This window comes from uncultured Muribaculum sp. (genome assembly GCF_910583865.1).
Taxonomy (GTDB): Bacteria; Bacteroidota; Bacteroidia; order Bacteroidales; family Muribaculaceae; genus Muribaculum.
This window is the reverse complement of record NZ_CAJTYX010000008.1, coordinates 49,911-70,717: the sequence shown is the minus strand read 5'-3', so window position 1 is coordinate 70,717 and position 20,807 is coordinate 49,911. Positions and strand designations below refer to the sequence as shown.

At 52.8% G+C, this 20,807-nt stretch carries 13 protein-coding genes and 1 pseudogene; 11 read left to right on the top strand and 3 right to left on the bottom strand.

The genetic code is table 11. The annotated features are described in order from the left end of the window. Positions 1 to 5: 5 nt before the first annotated feature. The 3 genes from QZ303_RS03180 (at position 6) to QZ303_RS03170 (ending at position 4,028) form a co-directional block, all read left to right on the top strand. On the top strand, positions 6 to 1,076 hold the full coding sequence (locus QZ303_RS03180) for a M20 family metallo-hydrolase (RefSeq protein WP_295728995.1): 1,071 nt from the start codon (positions 6 to 8) through the stop codon (positions 1,074 to 1,076). Positions 1,077 to 1,336: 260 nt separating this feature from the next. Beyond that, positions 1,337 to 2,884 (top strand): Do family serine endopeptidase, encoded by a 1,548-nt coding sequence (locus QZ303_RS03175; RefSeq protein WP_295728994.1) that lies wholly within the window; start codon positions 1,337 to 1,339, stop codon positions 2,882 to 2,884. 283 nt (positions 2,885 to 3,167) lie between these two features. After that, complete coding sequence (locus QZ303_RS03170; RefSeq protein WP_295728992.1) at positions 3,168 to 4,028, top strand: RNA polymerase sigma factor RpoD/SigA; 861 nt, start codon at positions 3,168 to 3,170, stop codon at positions 4,026 to 4,028. Positions 4,029 to 4,286: 258 nt separating this feature from the next. Here QZ303_RS03170 and QZ303_RS03165 read toward each other — a convergent pair whose 3' ends face one another. Both QZ303_RS03165 and glpK read right to left on the bottom strand, forming a co-directional pair. Then, complete coding sequence (locus tag QZ303_RS03165) at positions 4,287 to 5,075, bottom strand: MIP/aquaporin family protein (RefSeq protein ID WP_295728990.1); 789 nt, start codon at positions 5,073 to 5,075, stop codon at positions 4,287 to 4,289. Between the two features lie 34 nt (positions 5,076 to 5,109). Next, a complete protein-coding gene (gene glpK, locus QZ303_RS03160) occupies positions 5,110 to 6,615 on the bottom strand; it encodes a glycerol kinase GlpK (RefSeq protein ID WP_295728988.1) in 1,506 nt (501 codons plus the stop codon). A 469-nt stretch (positions 6,616 to 7,084) separates the two neighbouring features. Here glpK and QZ303_RS03155 point away from each other — a divergent pair, with 469 nt between their 5' ends. Beyond that, positions 7,085 to 9,070, top strand: coding sequence for an NAD(+) synthase (locus QZ303_RS03155; protein ID WP_295728986.1), 1,986 nt, complete (start codon positions 7,085 to 7,087; stop codon positions 9,068 to 9,070). 111 nt (positions 9,071 to 9,181) lie between these two features. Here the strand turns inward: QZ303_RS03155 and rpmH are convergent, their stop codons facing one another. Further along, positions 9,182 to 9,337 (bottom strand): 50S ribosomal protein L34, encoded by a 156-nt coding sequence (rpmH, locus tag QZ303_RS03150; protein WP_295728983.1) that lies wholly within the window; start codon positions 9,335 to 9,337, stop codon positions 9,182 to 9,184. Positions 9,338 to 9,706: 369 nt separating this feature from the next. On the opposite strand from rpmH, the gene QZ303_RS03145 reads away from it, so the two are divergent. The 7 genes and pseudogenes from QZ303_RS03145 to ileS form a co-directional block, all read left to right on the top strand. Further along, positions 9,707 to 10,420, top strand: a complete 714-nt coding sequence (locus QZ303_RS03145; protein ID WP_295728980.1) for a hypothetical protein — start codon at positions 9,707 to 9,709, stop codon at positions 10,418 to 10,420. A gap of 3 nt (positions 10,421 to 10,423) precedes the next feature. Beyond that, complete coding sequence (locus QZ303_RS03140; protein ID WP_295728977.1) at positions 10,424 to 11,497, top strand: 3'-5' exonuclease; 1,074 nt, start codon at positions 10,424 to 10,426, stop codon at positions 11,495 to 11,497. A 1-nt stretch (position 11,498) separates the two neighbouring features. Continuing rightward, entirely contained in the window at positions 11,499 to 13,016 is a 1,518-nt protein-coding gene (locus tag QZ303_RS03135) for a hypothetical protein (RefSeq protein ID WP_295728974.1), read from the top strand. A gap of 9 nt (positions 13,017 to 13,025) precedes the next feature. Then, positions 13,026 to 14,087 carry a DUF1848 domain-containing protein gene (locus tag QZ303_RS03130; protein WP_295729013.1) on the top strand — a complete coding sequence of 354 codons (1,062 nt, stop codon included), beginning with the start codon at positions 13,026 to 13,028 and terminating at the stop codon, positions 14,085 to 14,087. Positions 14,088 to 14,144: 57 nt separating this feature from the next. Next, a complete protein-coding gene (locus tag QZ303_RS03125; protein WP_295729011.1) occupies positions 14,145 to 16,532 on the top strand; it encodes a GH92 family glycosyl hydrolase in 2,388 nt (795 codons plus the stop codon). Positions 16,533 to 16,786: 254 nt separating this feature from the next. After that, on the top strand, positions 16,787 to 16,972 hold the full coding sequence (locus tag QZ303_RS03120) for a hypothetical protein (protein ID WP_068959959.1): 186 nt from the start codon (positions 16,787 to 16,789) through the stop codon (positions 16,970 to 16,972). A 301-nt stretch (positions 16,973 to 17,273) separates the two neighbouring features. After that, a pseudogene (ileS, locus tag QZ303_RS03115) lies at positions 17,274 to 20,744 on the top strand (isoleucine--tRNA ligase); the annotation flags it as partial. Positions 20,745 to 20,807: the final 63 nt, after the last annotated feature.

Here is a 20,807-nt window from a genome sequence, read left to right as displayed (position 1 = left end):
ACGAAATGGACACAGACGAACTTTACTACATGGCAACCGACTTGCTGAAAAGCCTGATAGCCACGCCATCGGTCAGCCGCGATGAGACGGCGGCGGCCAATATCATCGAGGAGACCATGCGTAAGCTCGGTTTCGAGCCGCGCCGCCATATCAATAATGTATGGGCGGTAGCCCCCGGGTATGACGTGTCGTTGCCGACAATCCTGCTTAACTCCCATATCGACACCGTGAAGCCGGTGGAGGGCTGGACGCGCGATCCATATCTACCTGCGGAGGACCCTCAGACAGAAAGGCTCTACGGGCTGGGGAGCAATGATGCGGGAGCATCCCTGGTGTCGCTCATTGGGGCATTCGCCTATATGGGGCGTCGTCCGAGAGAATACAATCTGGTGATGCTCGCATCGGCCCAGGAAGAAGTGAGCGGTCGTGATGGGATGGAGGCGGTGGTCACTATGCTTCCCCATATAGATATGGCGATTGTCGGCGAGCCGACCGGGATGCGGCCTGCCATAGCGGAAAAGGGACTGATGGTGATTGACGCCGAAGCCCGAGGGGTTGCGGGGCATGCGGCTCGCGACGAAGGTGTGAATGCAATCTATAAGGCCATGGACGCGATATGCCGTCTGCGGTCGCTGAAACTTGAAAAGGTGTCTGACATGCTCGGGCCGGTAAAAATGACTGTGACCCAGATAGAAGCCGGTACGCAGCACAATGTGGTACCCGATACATGCCGTTTCGTGATCGACGTCCGGACCACTGATGTCTACAGCAATGAGGAGACATTGGAAATCATGCGCCGGGAATTGCCCGGCTGTACGCTCACTCCTCGCTCTACAAGGCTGAATCCGTCATCTATTTCCCGCATGCATCCTGTGGTGCGACGTCTGGAGATGCTTGGCTTTGAGCCGTTCGGTTCTCCGACGCTCAGCGATCAGGCATTGATGCCGTGGCCCTCGGTAAAATGCGGTCCGGGCGATTCGGCACGTTCGCATACTCCTGACGAATACATCCTATTGCCGGAAATACGTTCGGCCATCGCCGTTTATACCCGTGTGCTCGACGGGTTGAAGCTGTGACAAATCAAAGCCTCCGACGCGCTTTCTCTGCTCCAATTAAACGATTTTCACATTTAGTATGTCAATTTCACTTAATTTCGCGACGTGAGTATTAAATAGATTTAAGGTTGGGCGGAGGCATGTCGATTGATTTAAACGAAAGCATTATTTTTGCGTCAAATCTCCAAACGTTAAATTTTAACTTAATGGAATTTCTGATTTAACAATTGATCCTGACATTACCGATTCTGAAAAAATAAACAAATCAATCATATTCAACTATGAATCTGTACGCAAAAACAGCTTTACTGGCTTGCGGCGTAGCCGTGGCCAGCTCGGCGGTAACAATGCTTGCCGTAAACGGAATGGACAGCACCGACAACGTGGCCCGTTCGATCACCACACTCTTCAACGAGGATGGCACAAAGCATGACGGAGGTGCGTTCTATACTGTCGCGAATACCGTGACACCACCTACCGACTTCACCCACGCGGCAGAGTCGACCATAAACGGTGTGGTCTCGATCAAGAGCTACAGCAACCGCCAGCAATACGGCCAGGGCGGTGGCGGCCAGTATATCGATCCGTTTGAATTCTTTTTCGGCTCCCCTTTCGGCCAGCAGCAACCGCGCCGTCAGCAACCTCAAAGCAATGAGAAAGAGGAGGTGCAGAAAGGTCTCGGATCCGGGGTGATCATCAGCGAGGACGGATACATCGTCACCAACAACCATGTGATCGATGATGCCGATCGCCTTGAGGTTACGCTCAACGACAACCGTATCTATAATGCCAAGGTGATAGGCACCGACCCATCGACCGACGTGGCTCTCCTTAAAATCGAGGAGAAGGGGCTTCATGTTATTCCTATCGGCGACAGCGACAATCTGCGAGTTGGCGAATGGGTGCTTGCCGTAGGAAATCCTTTCGGCTTCACCTCGACAGTGACCACCGGCATCGTCAGCGCCAAGGCCCGCGGCATGCAGGGCGCTCCCCACAGCGGAAAGATGGGTATAGAGAGCTATATCCAGACCGATGCCGCAGTCAATCCGGGCAACTCCGGGGGCGCTCTTGTCAACATCAGCGGAGAGCTGGTAGGCATAAACACCGCCATATATTCCCAGACGGGAAACTATGCCGGATGCTCGTTTGCCATCCCGGCATCGATTGTAACCAAGATCGTGACCGACCTGCGCCAGTACGGCACGGTGCAGCGTGCGATTCTCGGCATAGCCTTCACCGAACTGACGCCGCAGATGGCCAAGGAGAAGGATATCACCGCCACCAACGACGGCATTCTCGTGGGTGAGGTCATGGACCAGAGCGCGGCAATGGAGGCCGGCATAAAGGTCAATGACATAATCATAGCGATCAACAACGCCCCGACCCACAATACGGCACAGCTCCAGGGCGAGATAAGCAAGTACCGTCCCGGCGACAAGATCACTCTGAAGTACGTGCGCGACAACAAGATCGCCACGACATCCGTCACCCTGCGCAACAACCAGGGCAACACCAAGGTGACGCAGGCAGGAAATATCTCGGCTCTCGGATGTGCCTTTGCTCCGCTCACCGACAAGGAGAAGCGCGAATACCAGCTTTCGTCCGGCTTGAAGGTTACCGGGCTGAAGGATGGCAAATTCAAGGAAGCCGGCATAAAGAACGGATTCATCGTGCTCGACATAAACAACATGCGCGTGCGCACTCAGGATGATGTGGAGAAGATATACACCGCCATCATGAAGAGCAGCGACACCGACAAGGTGATGTTCATAACCGGCATATATCCTACCGGACGTCGTGTGTATTACGCCGTGGATCTCGCCGAATGAGATAGCGGCATGGCAGCGCTGAGTTAACAGGTACTATTAATTATTGAATTTCTGTAAATCCAATCACATTCTCCCCACAGGAATGTTGTAATACAGGAACCCTTAATCAGATATGCGGCCCGGAAGGACTTCGACAGGGAGTCTCTCCGGGTTGCTCTTTAATAGAAGCATATCGCGGTAAAAAGGGTATGTTGTACCTTCAATAGTGAAATTTACTTAAAAGCGTAAATTCTCTCCGCGTTTTTTTGTAATTTTGCGTGCTTAATATCTTGTATAGTTACAGATGAGACAATTAAAGATAACCAAGTCGATCACCAATCGTGAGAGCGCGTCACTTGACAAATATCTTCAAGAGATTGGCCGAGAGGACTTAATCTCTGTTGAAGAGGAAGTGGAGCTGGCTCAAAGAATACGTCAGGGTGATGCAAAGGCTCTCGACAAGCTGACACGTGCAAACCTACGATTCGTTGTTTCTGTTGCCAAACAATACCAGAATCAAGGTCTATCTCTGCCTGACCTTATCAACGAGGGCAACCTCGGACTCATAAAGGCCGCGCAGAAGTTTGACGAGACCCGAGGCTTCAAATTCATATCATATGCCGTGTGGTGGATACGCCAGTCGATTCTTCAGGCGTTGGCAGAGCAGTCGCGTATCGTGCGTCTGCCGCTCAACCAGGTAGGCTCTCTGAACAAGATTGGAAAAGCCCTCTCGAAATTCGAGCAGGAGAACGAGCGCCGTCCGTCGGCCGACGAGCTTGCCGATGTGCTCGATGTGCCGGTGGAGAAAATCGCCGATACACTAAAAGTGCAGGGTCGTCACATATCGGTAGACGCCCCATTCGTGGAGGGTGAGGACAACAGCCTCCTTGATGTGCTTACCAACGATGATTCGCCCATGGCAGATGCAAGCCTCAACCAGGAGTCGCTGTCGAAAGAGGTCGACCGCGCACTCATGCAGTTGCATGAACGTGAGCGCGAGATATTGAAGATGTTCTTCGGCATCGGTTGCCAGGAGATGACGTTGGAGGAAATCGGAGCGAAATTCGATCTTACGCGTGAACGCGTGCGCCAGATCAAGGAGAAGGCCATACGTCGGCTGAAAGGCCAGAAGAGCAAGCTGCTCAAGACATATCTCGGACAATAAACATACGTCTCATCCCGGCATCGGAACATGCCTGCCGGAGATGCTGAAATGGCGGTGTGTTGAAATTCGGCATACCGCCGTTTTTGTGTCCGGACGGGAGGGTGTTGTCAGAATGGCCTCAGATGGTAGGAGCTGAGACTGAGGCTGATGGGAGCGTAGTTCCCTACGTGACCGAAGCCGAATGTCGATAGCGACGACCCAGATGAGCCATTATGACACACCCTCGTATGTATAGTTCAGTAGATAGTACGGGAATCATCAGGGATGTATGAGACCGCAGACAAGCCAGTAGACGAGCGCTGCGAGGATGCCTCCGACTATAGGACCGAATATGGGAACCCAGCTATACCCCCACTGGCTCGACCCTTTCCCCTTGATAGGGAGCATGGCGTGGGCTATGCGCGGGCCGAGGTCGCGGGCCGGATTGATGGCATAGCCTGTAGTGCCTCCGAGGCTCATCCCTATCACCACTACGAGCAACGCCACCGGTAGGGCTCCCACGCTGCCAAGTCCGATCAGGGCATGCTCGCCTTGCGGGGTGTCGAGGGCGGCTGCATTCCCTTCATCCCCTATGAATAGGATTACAAGGACGAGAATGAATGTCCCGATTACCTCACACAGGAAGTTGCGCCAGCGGTTGCTGATGGCAGGAATCGTGGAGAATACTCCGAGCTTCGTCTCGGCTTCCTGTGTCGCATCAAAATGATCTTTATAAAAGACGTAGACACACATTGCGCCAAGGACTCCTCCGAGAATCTGTGCCACGATGAAAGGCCCTACATACACCCAGGGAAATTTTCCGGCAGCGGCAAGACCTATGGTGACAGCCGGGTTGAGATGGGCGCCCGACCAAGGACCGGCGATCAGCACGCCGCAGAACACTGCAAGTCCCCACGCGAGGGTGACGACGATCCATCCGCCGCCTTCGCCTTTTGATTTGCGCAGACTCACGCATGCCACAACACCGCATCCGAGGAGCACCAGCACGAACGTGCCTATGAATTCAAATATGCATTGTACGAAACATTGCCATGTCGATGGTTCCATGATATAAAAATGATGGTTAACATTCTGTTTACGCTCAGATCGAGTCCTCCGGCTTGGTGTGTAGCACGCGGCCTACGGCATCATGCCATCCGTCGAGTTCTCTCTTTACTTTCTCTGAATCGCCTTCCGGCTCGAAACGGGTCTCCACCTGCCATTGCTGGCGCAGCTCCTCGATGTTTTTCCAGTAGCCTACGGCCAGTCCTGCAAGATAGGCGGCTCCGAGTGCGGTAGTCTCCGTGATGCGCGGACGCAACACGTCGCACGACAGTATGTCGCTTTGGAATTGCATGAGCAGGTTGTTGCGCGACGCTCCTCCGTCTACCTTAAGGTTGGCTATGGGCAAAGATGAGTCACGTTCCATCGATTTCACAATGTCATATACCTGGTAGGCTATACCTTCGAGTGCGGCACGTGCGATATGGGCTGTGGTCGTGCCACGGCTTATGCCGGAGATGGCTCCACGGGCATACTGGTCCCAATACGGTGCTCCAAGTCCGGTAAGGGCAGGCACGAAGTACACTCCGTCCGTATCGGGGACCGATGCCGCAAGTGCCTCTACGTCGCTCGACTTGTCGATGCACTTCAAGCCGTCGCGCAGCCATTGTACTACTGAACCGGCCACGAAGATCGATCCTTCGAGGGCGTATGTCACCTCATGCCCGATTTTCCATGCGATAGTGGTAAGCATCCGGTTCTTTGATTCGATGGCTTCTTTGCCCGTGTTCATTAGCAGGAAGCATCCTGTTCCGTAGGTGTTCTTTACGGCACCCGGTTCTATACACAGCTGCCCGAACAAGGCGGCCTGCTGGTCTCCTGCCATGCCGGATATGGGCACCTTGTGTGCAAACAGGGTGGTAGTGGTGTATCCATAGACTTCGCTTGACGATTTTACTTCGGGCATCATCGAGCGAGGAATGTCGAAAAGTGCCAGTAGGTCATCGTCCCATTCAAGCGTGTGTATGTTGAAGAGCATCGTGCGCGACGCGTTGGTCACGTCGGTCACATGCACGGTGCCGCGCGTAAGTCTCCACACGAGCCATGAATCCACGGTGCCGAAGCGTAATTTTCCTTCTTCGGCACGTTTGCGTGCACCGGGCACATTGTCGAGAATCCATTTCACCTTTGTCGCGCTGAAATAAGCGTCGATAATCAGGCCGGTTTTCTGTCGGATCTTGTCTACCCATCCTTCTTTGGCGAGCCTGTCGCAATATTCCGACGTGCGTCTGTCCTGCCATACGATAGCGTTGTAGACCGGCAGGTCGGTGTCCACATCCCAGACTATGGTGGTCTCACGCTGGTTGGTTATGCCTATGGCTGCGATGTTGAGGCCGTTGATGTCGATCTGCGATATCGCTTCGGCTACTACCGATGCCTGTGAGGCCCATATCTGGTGTGGATCGTGCTCGACCCATCCCGACTGGGGGAAAATCTGTTCGAATTCACGCTGGGCCACGGAGCGTATCGTGCCGTTGTGGTCGAAAACTATTGCACGCGAGCTGCTGGTGCCTTGGTCAAGTGAAAGGATGAATTTCTCTTCCATGGTGCGATGTGTTGCGGATGAAACCGATGTTCCGTCAGATCGAGCGGTCTCACCCGAGATTAACTGTTGGGGTTGGTAAATAACGTAACAATGGACTGTGAGGAGGCAGAAACCATTATACATTGGAAACATGCTTTTTCGATAAAAAGTTTATACATAAGTAACTCGCAAAAATTATTTTATATTTACGACGAGAGAATTTTCGAGCGATTTTTGCTCGATGAAGAAGGAGTGTAGCGAGCTACACGACTGATGAAGAGAGTGAAAAGTGCCTAAAATTCTCCGGCGGAAATATAAAGCTTTAGAATTTATCATATGCGAAATATTTTTTGTGAGTTACTTAGTTGTTGTCTTTTTAAGAAACCGGCTCTATCCGCAGAATCGCGGGAATGCGCATGTATATGGCTCAAATAAATTTGCTTTTGCGCCCGGCTTATCAGTATATTTGCAGGACTAAACACAACAGCATATGTCGAATCATAATTATACATTACCTGAAAGATCGCTTTGCGATTCATCGGCACAAGGATTCATGAGAGTGGCGGCGGCAGTGCCGACAGTCACCATCGCGGATGTAAACGCCAATGTCGATGCCATAGCCGAGACGTTGGAGACACTGAAGGAGAGCGCTGTCAGAATCGTGGTTTTTCCGGAGATGTCGCTTACCGGATATACATGTGGAGACCTGTTCCACCAGTCGGAACTGCTTGATGGCGTACTTGCCGGAATCGAACGCCTTAAAGAGGTGTCATCCCGATGCGGAATGATGTTCGTGGTCGGTGCGCCGCTGACGGTGCTCGACACTTTATATAATTGTGCTGTGGCATTCGCGGGCGGAAAGGTTGTCGCCGTAGTGCCAAAGACCTATCTGCCCAATTACAACGAATTCTATGAACGGCGCTGGTTTGCGTCGGGTGCCGATCTTCCTTCCGGGGTGACGGAGTGGGGAGTGGATCACGTTCCTTTCGGCACGGATGTAATTATCGACGTGGACGGTGTAGGTGTGGGGATTGAAATCTGCGAGGACCTGTGGACTCCGGTACCGCCGTCGACGCGTGCGGCACTTGGGGGAGCAGAGATAATCCTGAATCTTTCCGCCTCCGACGATCTCATCGGCAAGTACGGTTACCTGAAATCACTGCTCGCCCAACAGTCGGCACGCTGCATGAGCGCCTACGTGTATTCGTCCGCCGGATTCGGTGAATCTACGACCGATCTTGTATTCGACGGGAAAGCTCTCGTGTATGAAAACGGCGCATTGCTCGCTGAAGCGCCTCGATGGACGCGGCATGCCGTTTTCGCCGTGGCAGATGTCGACATAGAAGCCTTGCGGCGTGACCGGCGGCATATGATGTCTTTCTCAGATTCACGGAAGCTGGAGGCCAAGGAGGGGATGCGGCGTGTGTGTGCCGTCATTCCGGCTGTGAGAAGGGAAGGGTTACTGCGGAAGGTCGACCCACGCCCGTTCGTTCCGGACAATGGTGAGCTTATCGACGCGAGATGTGAGGAGATAATCAATATCCAGATCAGCGGCCTCGCCCAGCGCCTGCATGCCACGCATACCGGCAGTCTCGTGGTCGGCATATCGGGAGGACTCGATTCGACGCTGGCGCTGTTGGTGGCTGTGCGTACATTCGACGCGCTCGGCATCGATCGCAAAGGCATAACAGGTGTCACGATGCCAGGATTCGGCACTACGGACCGCACGCATGACAATGCTGTCGAGCTTATGAAGTCGCTCGGAATCACGATCCGTGAGATTTCAATCGTGGATGCCGTAAAACAGCATTTCTCCGACATCGGACACGACATTGATGTGCACGACGTGACATATGAGAACTCACAGGCCCGTGAACGTACCCAGCTGCTCATGGACATAGCAAACCAGGTATCGGGAATGGTGCTCGGCACGGGTGATCTCTCTGAACTCGCGCTCGGGTGGGCCACATACAACGGCGACCACATGTCGATGTACGGGGTAAATGCCGGCATACCCAAGACGCTGGTAAGGCATCTCGTAAGATGGTGTGCGATGTCGACACCGGATCTCCATGAACGCGATATCCTGCTTGACATAGTGGACACCCCGATCAGTCCGGAACTGATCCCTGCCGACGAAAACGGGAATATCAAGCAGAAAACCGAGGATCTGGTAGGCCCGTACGAGCTACATGATTTTTTCCTGTATTATACATTACGCTTCGGGTTCACGCCGCGCCGCGTCTATTATCTTGCCACGCATGCCTTTGATGGCATTTACGACTCGGCAACCATACTCCATTGGCTTCGTACGTTCTATCGGAGGTTCTTCTCCCAGCAGTTCAAGCGTTCATGTCTGCCCGACGGGCCTAAGGTGGGCAGCGTGTGCCTGTCACCTCGCGGAGACTGGCGCATGCCATCCGATGCGTCATCTTCTGCATGGCTCAGGGAGGTCGACGGAATCAAGCCCCTTTGAAGTCCTCTTCCCATTAAGAGGTTGTTTTTAAACAACTTCTTAATCAGCTGGGCCGTATCGGATATATCCGATACGGCCCAGCTGATAGATTGTTACTGTACGTGGCAGTGATTATTTGCGGGCGATGGTGTCGCTCACGCTGAGGTGGATGCGACCTTTGGCGCGACGGCGAGCAAGGACTTTGCGGCCGTTAGGAGTGGACATACGTTCACGGAAACCGTGCTTGTTTACTCTCTTGCGGTTGGAGGGCTGGAATGTTCTCTTCATTGCAGTATAATGTTTTTATTGTTATTAATCTGTATTGTACGGTCTACGTGCCACGACCGGCTCGTGGAAAATCGCGTGCAAAATTACATAAAACATTTTTATTTTGCAAATGCCTGCTTCAATTCGGAGCTGAAAAAGTCTGACGAATAATACAAATCGGTTGGATGTTTCCGTTTTTATCCTTATTTTTGCATAAATGTAATATTCCTTCGTCCGGCAAAGTCCGCTAAAACGTGCTTATGTGCGCCGCTCGTCGGTATATCAGCATGGATGGAATATCGAATGCGCACTTCGACTGTACTTCCCAAATGGCTTGATTCCCATATATTCGGGGTATTGGGAGCCACTATATCACCTGTAAAAGGGAATATGACCGTGATAGATTGGGGCAAGGATGATATGCCTTCATATCTCGGTACATATTTCCCGCGCAGCTATGCCGAATCATATTGTATATTCAGCCACTATTTCTCGAACAATATCTCCGAATGGAGACACCGCAGGGAGATTTCAATATTAGGTTTCGGCTGCGGCACAGGCGGGGATATATTCGGACTGCTTATGGCCATTGCTGAAAATCTCGGCTCGGTAAGACGGGTACATATGCATGCTCTTGACGGAAACCGGCATTGTCTGCGTTTGTATGAAGAGTTGCTCGATATAATGCGGGTGCGGATGCCGTTTGATATAGACAGCCGGGAGGGATTCATAGCCATTGACGACAATTACGATCTTGGGGTAACCAGCTATGTGATCGACGGCCGGTTTGATATAGCATTGTCATTCAAAGCTATCGGAGAATTCGCCACACGCAACTGTTTCGGGAAGGATAATCCTTATCGTAACATAGCGACGCAATTGTATGGTAAACTGAATGATGGCGGCATAATGCTGATTGCGGACATAACTTCATTCTGCAATGCTCAAGGAGAGTGGTTTCCGGATATGCTCGACCGTGGACTTGCCGATGCGGGATGTCGTGTGGTGGATGGTAACAAGGGGCATAATCAGCAGTTTCACGTATCGCACTCACGTGCGGACAACTACACGACCAAAATTGCTTGGCGTATTATAAGAAAATAAGTTATGGCAAAGAAAGACTGGATGATAAAGGAGTCGGAACTGGACGATGACCAGATTCTTGTGCTGATGGCTGTGCTTGAGAAATCTTGCGTGGTGGCAGGATGTGCCGGTAGCGGGAAATCAGTGCTCGCCCTACTTAAGGCCCAGAGGATACAGCGTGAGAAAGGAGATGATTACAAGATCATCGTATTCACAAAGGCGCTTTCAAGGTATATGGAAGCCGGGCGCGAACAACTTGGCCTGAACGAGGAATTCTACTATTATCGTGACTGGAAAGAGCGTTTCAACTGTGAGGGCGCCGATTATTTTATAGTTGATGAGATCCAGGATTTCAGTCGCGAGGAAATCGAGGAATTCATAGACGCTACGGGTAAGAATTTTTTCTTTTTCGGTGATACGGCACAATCGATATATGATGGATGGCGCAAGGAGACTATGCCTTTGGAGGAGATTCCTGCCATGCTTCCGCGCGAGTCGCGTCCGAAATTCTTTGAATTGTATCGCAATTATCGTTTGCCTCTGGGTGTGGCCCGCTTCGTGCAGCATATAGGTGTCGATCTCGACGGTTTCGACGAACGTACTTACAAAAGCGAGGAGACTGCTGTCCCTGTGATGTTGCATTACGACGATTACCTCTGCCAGATGAGGGGGATTAGCGAGATAATACGTCGTCAGAGGCTTAAGGATGTCGGCATTCTGCTTCCTACAAACGATGACGTGTCACGTGTCGTGTATCTATTGGGTAATCTGGGGATGAACTGCGAACAGAAATTCAACGACAATAACGGCTCGTGGGCCGACAGCCTCGATTTCAATACCGCCAACCCCAAGATAATGACATATCATAGTGCCAAGGGATTGCAGTTTGAGAGTGTGTTCCTTCCGTTTATTGCCGAATTGTCGGAAGATAAGGAGGTGCGCCTCAGTCAGCGAAAGGCTCTATATGTGGCTATGACACGGACCTGCCGCAATCTGTACATAATGTACAGCGGAGATTTGCCTTCACATCTGTCGCCCGATGTGGTTCCTGTAGATTTATATAAGACAACATCGATTGAGAATATAGAGGACATCTGATATGAAGAAATTATATATACCGACCACTACTCTCAATTTCAATAATATACTTTCGAGTGAAAGCATTTCACCCGGTCGCTTCTACACCGAGAGGGGATTCGGCTACAGCCGTTGGTTTTACGTTGATGGGAACAATGATCCCGATGTCATACTGCTTTACGATCATCCTGCTACTTTTTCGCGTCCTGACAACGGACTTGAAGATCATCCCATGCTTGTCGAGATCGTGGTTGATGGGGCATGTGTACAGGATTATGCGCCGGGTGTGTATATGTCAGACCGTACTATCTATCTCGATCCATGGCATACGCGATTCGTTTTTTTCTCGGACGCGGATATGAATACCGCCATCTCCATGTCTGCTGCAAGCATCGAGACGAAGCTTTTGAGGCTTTATCGCAAGGGATTCACCGTAATGAATCCGGTGCAGGCTTATGGATCAGTCGTGGCACGTCGGGCAGTCTTGAACCGGGCTGCGATTAAGGATGATATACGCCTTGACCGGATGAAAGGTATGCTCTACGGATATTATATAGGTGCGGCATTGTCGACCGATGGTGTCTCTGTGGCGCTTGTCAATGCATTGAAAGAAGTGCGCGACATATTCGCCTCCATAGTTTCGGGGGGTGACAGAAAGCCTACGGCATGCCAGGACGCGAGGCTTGATATTCTCCTGAAGATAATCCGGGATTCAGATTACTGGTACAACAGGATAAAGGAGACGATAGCTTCTCCACGTTTTTCCGCAGAGGAAAAGGCCGACAGGGTGTTGGAATGTATCTACTCTTCGGGCCAGTACTTCATCGGGGCTGATAAAGATGTGCTGCTTAAGTCCTTGCTGAAGGACAGAGGCCGCAATGCCCCTCTGCGGTGGATTGATTCCAAGATAGAGAATGCGGAAAGAGCGATGGCCCGACGTCGGATGTGGCCTGATCCGGCTGATAGGGAGATTGTCGTCGAGCGGCTGGAGCTTTCCGGCATCGGGTGCATTGACAATATTGTCGACAGAAGTCTTTTCATTGAATGGTGCAATAAAGCGTTCGCATCTCCTGAATTTAACGGACGCCTGTCACGCATAAGGGAAAAATTGGCCGACACGATTACATTGAAAGCCAGGGATATATACGGGGAGCGCTGGCCGGATAGCTTGACTAAAGATTTCCTTAACCGTCTGCGCAGGCATGTACGCGGCGAAGATATGGATGTGGCATGGGACAATGGCCCTTTGAGCGCCGTTGCGGCGGTGATAATGGCGGGAGATGACTGGCGACGGTTGTTGGGGTTCATGCAGAGTGTGGAAATGACTGATTACAGGCTTGCATTTGCCATATTCGGTGCACTCAATGGCTTCGCCGACATGCCAAGGGATTTCACTGACATACTTTTTTCATATGATAACCATTATATTGCCGATGTCTATCGGGAGTTCCACCGGCAGCTTTTCGGTACGTTGTTAAACGATGTCCAATCGGATTGTGGAAATGATCCATGTCCGCAAATTGCCGGACTCCTCGATTAGGACTATATGATGCTTTCGGAGAAAATAAAGATTATGACCGAACGGGGTGATGAGGTGGAGGCGTCGGCTCCGGTGGTCATATCGGCAAGCCGTTCGACCGATATACCGGCATTCTATGCGGAATGGTTCTTCGACAGGCTTTCCAAAGGATATTGTTTGTGGTATAACCCTTTCAACCGGAGGCCGACATATGTTTCATTCCGTAATTGCCGGGTCATAGTGTTCTGGAGCAAGAATCCTGCACCGTTGATGCCGTATCTTTCCCGTCTTGATGAGCTTGGAATCAATTACTACTTCCAATTTACTCTCAATGATTACGAGCATGAAGGTTTTGAGCCCGGTTTGCCGTCATTGGACAGTCGTGTCGAGACATTTCGGGCGCTGGCACGCAGGATAGGCACGCAAAGGGTGGTGTGGCGGTTTGATCCTCTGATCGTCACATCTTCGCTTGATGTCGCGGGATTGCTCGGCCGGATCTCGCGTGTCGGCGAGCTGCTGAAAGGATATACCGGGAAAATGGTTTTTAGTTTTGTGGATATCGCATCATACGGCAGGATTCGTCGGAACCTTATGTCTGTGGCCGATAGTTTCTTGGATAATGAGCCTTTGCAGGGCGAACTGTCGGATGATATGCAGGTGTGTCTTGCGGAGGGATTGGCGCAGTTGCGCCGCAGATGGCACGAAGAGGGATGGCCTGTTGAGATGGCTACATGCGCCGAGTCCGTCGATTTGAGCCGGTTCGGGATTATCCATAACAGTTGTATCGATAGGGAGATGATGATGGATGTTTTTTCTGACGACAGGGAGCTGGTGCATTATCTTGATTATGGCAAGTTGCCCGAGGCCGATCTCTTTGGCGGGACTCTTTCTGTACTCCTTGCATCGCATAGGTTTAAGGACAAAGGGCAGCGTCGTGACTGTGGGTGCATGATAAGCAAGGATATAGGCATGTACGACACGTGTCCGCATGGATGCATATACTGCTATGCGAATAGGAGCCATGCGGCCGCTCTCCGCAATTTCAGATCCCATTCGTCCGACAGCGAGAGTATAGTGGCAGGAAGGATATAGTATATCGGATTATAGATATCGGATTATAGATGTAATAACCAACGATTATGAATTATGATGAAAGTGGATATTTTGAAGAGTAGCTATAGGATACTGCTCCTTTCGGGGAGCATGGTGTGCTGCATTTCTGGCATTAGTGCCGATGATGCGTCGGGGATATCGTGTTGGATATCTCCCGTGCCGGGTTCTCCGGTTGCATATGTGGACCCGTTTATAGGAGCAAGCACCAACATGGATCGTGCGGGGACGTATCATGGGCTCGGCAAGACCTTTCCCGGAGCTACTACGCCTTTCGGCATGGTACAGGTAAGTCCGAACACCGTGACCGGAGGCGACAACGGGTCCGGCTACAGTCACGAGCATACGACGATCGAGGGCTTTGCGCTGACGCAGATGAGCGGAGTGGGGTGGTATGGCGATATGGGGAATTTCCTCATGATGCCTACGGTCGGGAAATTCTGTCCGGTGGCCGGCCGGGAAGATGGCCGTATCGCCGGTTACAGGTCGCACTATGACAAGGGGAGCGAGACGGCTCATCCGGGATATTACAGCGTCCATCTCACAGATTATGACATAAAAGTCGAGACTTCCGCCACTCCACGATGCGGAATCGCCCGCTTCACGTTTCCGGAGTCGGACACGTCGCGTATTCAGGTAGATCTTGCTCGCCGCGTCGGAGGCGCCTCCACGCATCAGTATGTGAAGGTGGTAAACGACAGTACGTTGGCCGGATGGATGCACTGCACTCCCGAAGGTGGCGGTTGGGGTGACGGTGCGGGAAAGGTGGAGTATAGGCTGCACTTCTATGCCCGTCTGAGCCGGCCGATGGAAAAGGTGTGCTTATGGCGCGCCACGATTCCGGAGGGCACGTCACGTCATCTCGCCGACATAGGCTCCGATGCCTATATGATTGCGATCCGTGATTCTGCGGAAATCATACATGGCGCGTATGAACTTGAAGGCGACCATATCGGCTTTTTCGCAGAGTACGCCACTTCAGGTCACGAGGCGATAGAGATGAAGGTCGGGGTGTCGTTTGTTGACATGGAGGGAGCGAAGCGCAACTTCATGGCCGAGGTGGACGGGCGCAGCTTCGACGACGTTCACCTTGATGCTGTCGGCATGTGGGAGAAGGCTCTCGACAAAGTGCGCGTGAAGGGTGGCAGTGACAATGAGCGTACGGCATTCTATACGGCGTTGTATCATACGATGATAGACCCGCGTATCGTCTCGGATGTCGACGGGCGCTATGTCGGGGCCGACAATGCCGTGCACAAGAGTGCCGACGGTTATGTGCGGCGCACTGTTTTCAGCGGCTGGGATGTGTTCCGCAGCCAGTTCCCTTTGCAGAACATAATCAATCCGGCTGTCGTCAGCGACGAGATCAACTCCCTGATCGCCATCGCCGAGGAGAGCGGCAAGGGGTACTTTCCGCGTTGGGAGCTGCTGAACGCTTACTCCGGATGCATGATTGGCAACCCTGCCATACCTGTGATTGCCGACGCTTATGTCAAGGGGATACGTACTTTCGATGTGGAGAAGGCGTTGCGTTATGCCGTAAACTCATCCGACATGTTCGGCACAAAGGCTTTGGGGTATGCTCCGGAGCCGTTGAGTGTGTCGTGCACGTTGGAGTATGCGTACGCCGACTGGTGCTTGTCGCGGCTGGCGCGTGCCTGTGGTGACGATTCTGTCGCTTCTGAGTTTGAGCGCCGGGCGCAGGCCTATAGGAATGTGTTTGATGAAAGTGTCGGATGGTTTCGCCCGCGTAAGGCCGACGGCACATGGATGCCGTGGAATCCCGACGATTCGCCCCTCACTCGTGAGGGCTACGGCTGCATAGAGTCCAATCTGTACCAGCAAGGGTGGTTCGTGCCCCATGACCCTGAAGGGATGGCGCGACTTATGGGCGGGAAGCCTGCGGCCATATCGGCGCTCGACACGCTGTTTTCAAAGACTCCGGGCGATATGAAGTGGAATGCGTATTATAACCATGCCAACGAACCTGTCCATTTCGTGCCATATATATATAACCGGCTTGGAGCGCCCTGGCTCACGCAGCTGCATACGCGCGACATATGCCGGTCGGCCTACGGGGTAGGCGTGGAAGGTCTTGTCGGAAATGAGGATGTAGGGCAGATGTCGGCGTGGTATGTACTTTCGGCATCCGGCATTCATCCGTCATGCCCCGGAGAATCTTCGCTTGAGATAACCTCGCCGGTGTTTGATGAAGTGGAATACTGTCTTGACGACAGGTATCATAAAGGTGGAAAGTTCCGGATCATCGCTCATGGCAATAGTCACGGAAATATCTACATCGACCATGCATTGCTCAATGGGAGGCCTTATGATAAATGTCGTATTGATTTCGATGAGATCAGCGCTGGCGGTGTCCTTGAACTGTTCATGTCTCCGATTCCCGGATTGCATTGGGGAACGGATTGATTCATAGCGATGTCACGTCATTGTAAAGGGAAAAATCCGGTTGCGTGGATGCTCGGTTAAATTTGGTTAATGATCATGATTACATTTGCGTGATTTACTTTAAAGGGTGGGCATTTGCATAAAATTATATTAAAATGTTATGATATAGTTTTCTTTTTAGTAAATTTGCATGTCATTTACACTCACATGGCAGATGAGTGCATTCCATTTGTGAAATCAAAATCGTGCTATTAGCAGTTTTAGGCTTATAAATTATGGAAAACTTTGCAAAGAAAAGAGGCGGTCGTCGTCCCGGTGCAGGCCGCAAGAAATCGACAGTGAAGCGCTATGGCTTTAATGCGCCGGCCACGGTACATGCTGTACTTCAGCAGGTCGACAGCATTACAGACTTCATTTGTGAGGCTGTGCTTAAGCATGGTCAGGATAAGGGTCTTTGCTGAAAAAGGATTTCTCTCCACCACGACATCATTCTCCTTTGGCTGATATCCGGCTGAAGAGCTTGCGCCGTAATGTCCTGCATTGCGGCGCAAGCTCTTTTCCGGGGTCAATGGGTAATCAGCGTGCGAAATTCTATCCTTGTCGGTTATCTGCTGAACGCATCATATGGCGCGTTGTGGATGGCGGGAAAATGCGTTTGGCTGTCACGATAAATATTTGTACCTTTGCGGAAATTTTAACATGAGACCAAAGGTCTCTGACGGAACAGAAAGAGAATAACAAGATTATTTCCCCAAATATAGTATGAGCAAGAAATTTAACGAGTACGATAAGCTCAACCTCTCCGAAGTCAACCGCGAGGTGCTCCGGGGGTGGAACGACGAGCACTTGTTTGAGCAGAGCATGAAGGTGCGCGAGGGCGCGCCGTCGTTTGTGTTCTACGAGGGTCCGCCCTCGGCCAACGGAATGCCCGGCATCCACCATGTCATCGCTCGTACTATCAAGGATACCTTCTGCCGCTACAAGACCATGAAAGGCTTCCAGGTGAAGCGCAAGGCCGGATGGGACACCCACGGCCTCCCCGTGGAGCTTGGCGTGGAGAAGAGCCTCGGCATAAAGAAAACCGACATCGGCACAAAGATTTCCGTTGACGACTATAATGCCGCCTGCCGGCGCGAGGTGATGAAATACACCCGCGAGTGGGAGAACCTTACCAACTCGATGGGCTATTGGGTGGATATGAACGACCCGTACATCACCTACGACAACCGCTTCATCGAATCCGTGTGGTGGCTTCTGAGCCGGTTGCACGAGAAAGGATATCTCTATAAAGGCTACACCATCCAGCCTTATTCTCCCGCTGCCGGCACCGGACTCAGCAGCCATGAACTGAACCAGCCGGGATGTTACCGCGATGTAAAGGACACTACAGTGACGGCCCAGTTCCTCATTGCCGATCCGAAGCCGGAGATGGCGGAGTGGGGCACGCCGGTGTTCCTTGCCTGGACCACCACTCCATGGACACTTCCCTCCAACACGGCCCTCTGTGTCGGTCCGAAGATCGAGTATGTGCTTGTGCGCACGTTCAACCCCTACACGGGCGAGAAGATAAGCGCCGTGATGGCCAAGGAAAGTGTGTCGGCCTACTTCAAGCCTGAGGGGGCCGAGGCCGAGATGACCTATACTCCGGGCGACAAGCTGCTCCCTTACCGCGTCGCCGCTACATATGCCGCCGACGAACTGATAGGGATGCGCTACCGCCAGCTGATGCCGTGGGTGAAGCCTTGTGAAAAGACAGGCCGTCTCGCTCCGGAGTTTGTCAATGAATATGCCGAAGCGCATACCGACAAGACCTTTACAGCCGGGCGCGACACCTTCGTTGAGCTTGCCGAGGAGGCGTTCCGCGTCATCCCCGGCGACTATGTGACCACCGAGGACGGTACAGGCATCGTGCATATAGCTCCTACTTTCGGTGCCGACGACGCCAAGGTGGCCAAGGCCGCAGGCATCCCCGGACTGTATATGGTGACACCCAAGGGCGAGACACGCCCGATGGTGGATCTTACCGGAAAATATTATACCGTCGACGAACTTGCCCCCTCTTTCGTGGAGGCATGTGCCGACGTGCCTGCATATTCGCACCATGCCGGCGAATATGTGAAGAATGCCTACGATCCGCGCTTCAATCCTGACGGAAAGTATGATGAGGCTGCGGCTGCCAAGGCCGAGGATCTCAACATCGTCATAGCCATGGAGATGAAGAAGGCCGGTGAGGCGTTCAAGATAGAGAAGCATGTGCACAACTATCCCCACTGCTGGCGCACCGACAAGCCTGTGCTCTACTACCCGCTCGACAGCTGGTTTATCCGCACTACCGCCGCCCGCGAGGCGCTTATGGCCAACAACAAGACCATAAAGTGGAAACCCGAGTCGACCGGCACCGGCCGCTTCGGCAAATGGCTTGAGAATCTCCAGGACTGGAATCTGAGCCGTTCGCGCTACTGGGGCACCCCGCTCCCCATCTGGCGCAATGCCGACGGCACGGAGGAGATCTGCATCGACTCTGTGGCTACTCTCTTTGCCGAAATCGACAAGGCTGTCGAGGCAGGCGTGATGAAGAGCAACCCCTACCGCGACCGAGGCTTCGTGCCGGGCGACTATTCGAAGGAAAACTACGAGAAGATCGACCTGCACCGCCCTTATGTCGATGACATAGTGCTCGTAAGCCCAACCGGGAAGCCCATGCACCGCGAATTGGATCTTATCGACGTATGGTTCGACTCCGGTTCGATGCCATACGCACAGATACATTATCCGTTTGAGAACAAGGAGGCCTTCGACCGTGGTGACCTTTTCCCCGCCGATTTCATCGCCGAGGGTGTCGACCAGACGCGCGGATGGTTCTTCACGCTTCATGCCATTGCCGGCATGGTGTTCGACTCCGTGGCCTACAAGGCCGTGGTGTCCAACGGTCTTGTCCTCGATAAGAACGGCAACAAGATGTCGAAGCGCCTCGGCAACGCCGTGGACCCGTTCAAGGCGATAGAGACCTACGGCTCCGACCCGCTGCGCTGGTACATGATCAGCAACTCTTCGCCGTGGGACAACCTCAAGTATGATCCCGCAGGCGTCGAGGAGACTGTTCGTAAATTCTTCGGCACTCTGTTCAACACATATTCATTCTTCGCCCTCTATGCCAATGTCGATGGCTTCGACAATTCGTTGCCACAGGTGCCTGTGGAGGAGCGTCCCGAGATAGACCGGTGGATTTTGTCGGTGCTCAACACTCTTATACGCGAGGTGGATGCCGACCTTGATGATTACGAACCCACGAAGGCGGCACGCGCCATAAGCGAGTTTGTCCAGGACAACCTGTCGAACTGGTATGTGCGCCTCAACCGCAAGCGCTTCTGGGGCAAGGATATGGATGCCGACAAGCTGTCGGCCTACCAGACACTATACACATGCCTTGAGACCGTTGCGTTGCTCATGGCTCCTGTCGCACCCTTCTTCGCCGACCGTCTCTACAAGGACCTGACATCTGTCACGCGCGGCACTTCCACATCCGTGCATCTCGCCCTCTTCCCCGAGGCCGGTGCGAGCGACGCGGAGCTGGAGGAGCGCATGCGCCTTGCACAGCAGATCACGTCGATGGTGCTCGCATTGCGTCGCAAGGTCAACATTAAGGTGCGTCAGCCGCTCGCCACGCTCATGGTGCCCGTGTCCGACGCGCATCAGGCCGAAATGCTGCGCTCTATGGCCGACCTCATCTTGAGTGAGGTAAATGTCAAGGAGATGCGCATAGTGACCGACGAGGATGGCGTGATGGTAAAGCGCGTGAAGCCTGACTTCAAGAAACTCGGCAAGAAGCTCGGCAAGCAGATGAAAGCCGCCGCCGCCGCCCTTGCCGCCATGTCGCAGCCCGACATAGCGCGCTTGTCGCGCGAGGGTATCATCACGCTCGACCTTGACGGCGTACCCGTGGCCATAGAAGTCACCGACGTGGATATAGTCAGCGAGGATATCCCCGGATGGGAGGTGGCTACCGACGGCACTGTAACCGTGGCGCTCGATGTGACCGTGACCGACGAGCTGCGCCGCGAAGGCATAGCGCGCGATGTAGTCAACCGTGTGCAGAATCTACGCAAGGAGCGCGGATTCAACATCACCGACAAGATCCGCCTGCAGTTTGCCCCGAACCCGGCTACCGACGAGGCTCTTGAGGCTTTTTCGGGCTACATCATGCGTCAGGTGCTCGCTACGGAGCTTACCATAGCCCCTGTCGATGCCTCTGACCCCGATGCCGCAGTGATGGATATCGACGGGATCAGTCTCGTT

Excerpts from the sequence above, each read along its gene's own strand:
- QZ303_RS03135 (WP_295728974.1), top strand. The coding sequence starts at position 11,499 with ATGAAGAAATTATATATACCGACCACTACTCTCAATTTCAATAATATA.
- QZ303_RS03120 (WP_068959959.1), top strand. The coding sequence starts at position 16,787 with ATGGAAAACTTTGCAAAGAAAAGAGGCGGTCGTCGTCCCGGTGCAGGC.
- glpK (WP_295728988.1), bottom strand. The coding sequence starts at position 6,615 with ATGGAAGAGAAATTCATCCTTTCACTTGACCAAGGCACCAGCAGCTCG.
- QZ303_RS03170 (WP_295728992.1), top strand. The coding sequence starts at position 3,168 with ATGAGACAATTAAAGATAACCAAGTCGATCACCAATCGTGAGAGCGCG.
- rpmH (WP_295728983.1), bottom strand. The coding sequence starts at position 9,337 with ATGAAGAGAACATTCCAGCCCTCCAACCGCAAGAGAGTAAACAAGCAC.
- QZ303_RS03125 (WP_295729011.1), top strand. The coding sequence starts at position 14,145 with ATGAAAGTGGATATTTTGAAGAGTAGCTATAGGATACTGCTCCTTTCG.
- QZ303_RS03165 (WP_295728990.1), bottom strand. The coding sequence starts at position 5,075 with ATGGAACCATCGACATGGCAATGTTTCGTACAATGCATATTTGAATTC.
- QZ303_RS03145 (WP_295728980.1), top strand. The coding sequence starts at position 9,707 with ATGACCGTGATAGATTGGGGCAAGGATGATATGCCTTCATATCTCGGT.
- QZ303_RS03140 (WP_295728977.1), top strand. The coding sequence starts at position 10,424 with ATGGCAAAGAAAGACTGGATGATAAAGGAGTCGGAACTGGACGATGAC.
- QZ303_RS03180 (WP_295728995.1), top strand. The coding sequence starts at position 6 with ATGGACACAGACGAACTTTACTACATGGCAACCGACTTGCTGAAAAGC.
- QZ303_RS03130 (WP_295729013.1), top strand. The coding sequence starts at position 13,026 with ATGCTTTCGGAGAAAATAAAGATTATGACCGAACGGGGTGATGAGGTG.
- QZ303_RS03155 (WP_295728986.1), top strand. The coding sequence starts at position 7,085 with ATGTCGAATCATAATTATACATTACCTGAAAGATCGCTTTGCGATTCA.
- QZ303_RS03175 (WP_295728994.1), top strand. The coding sequence starts at position 1,337 with ATGAATCTGTACGCAAAAACAGCTTTACTGGCTTGCGGCGTAGCCGTG.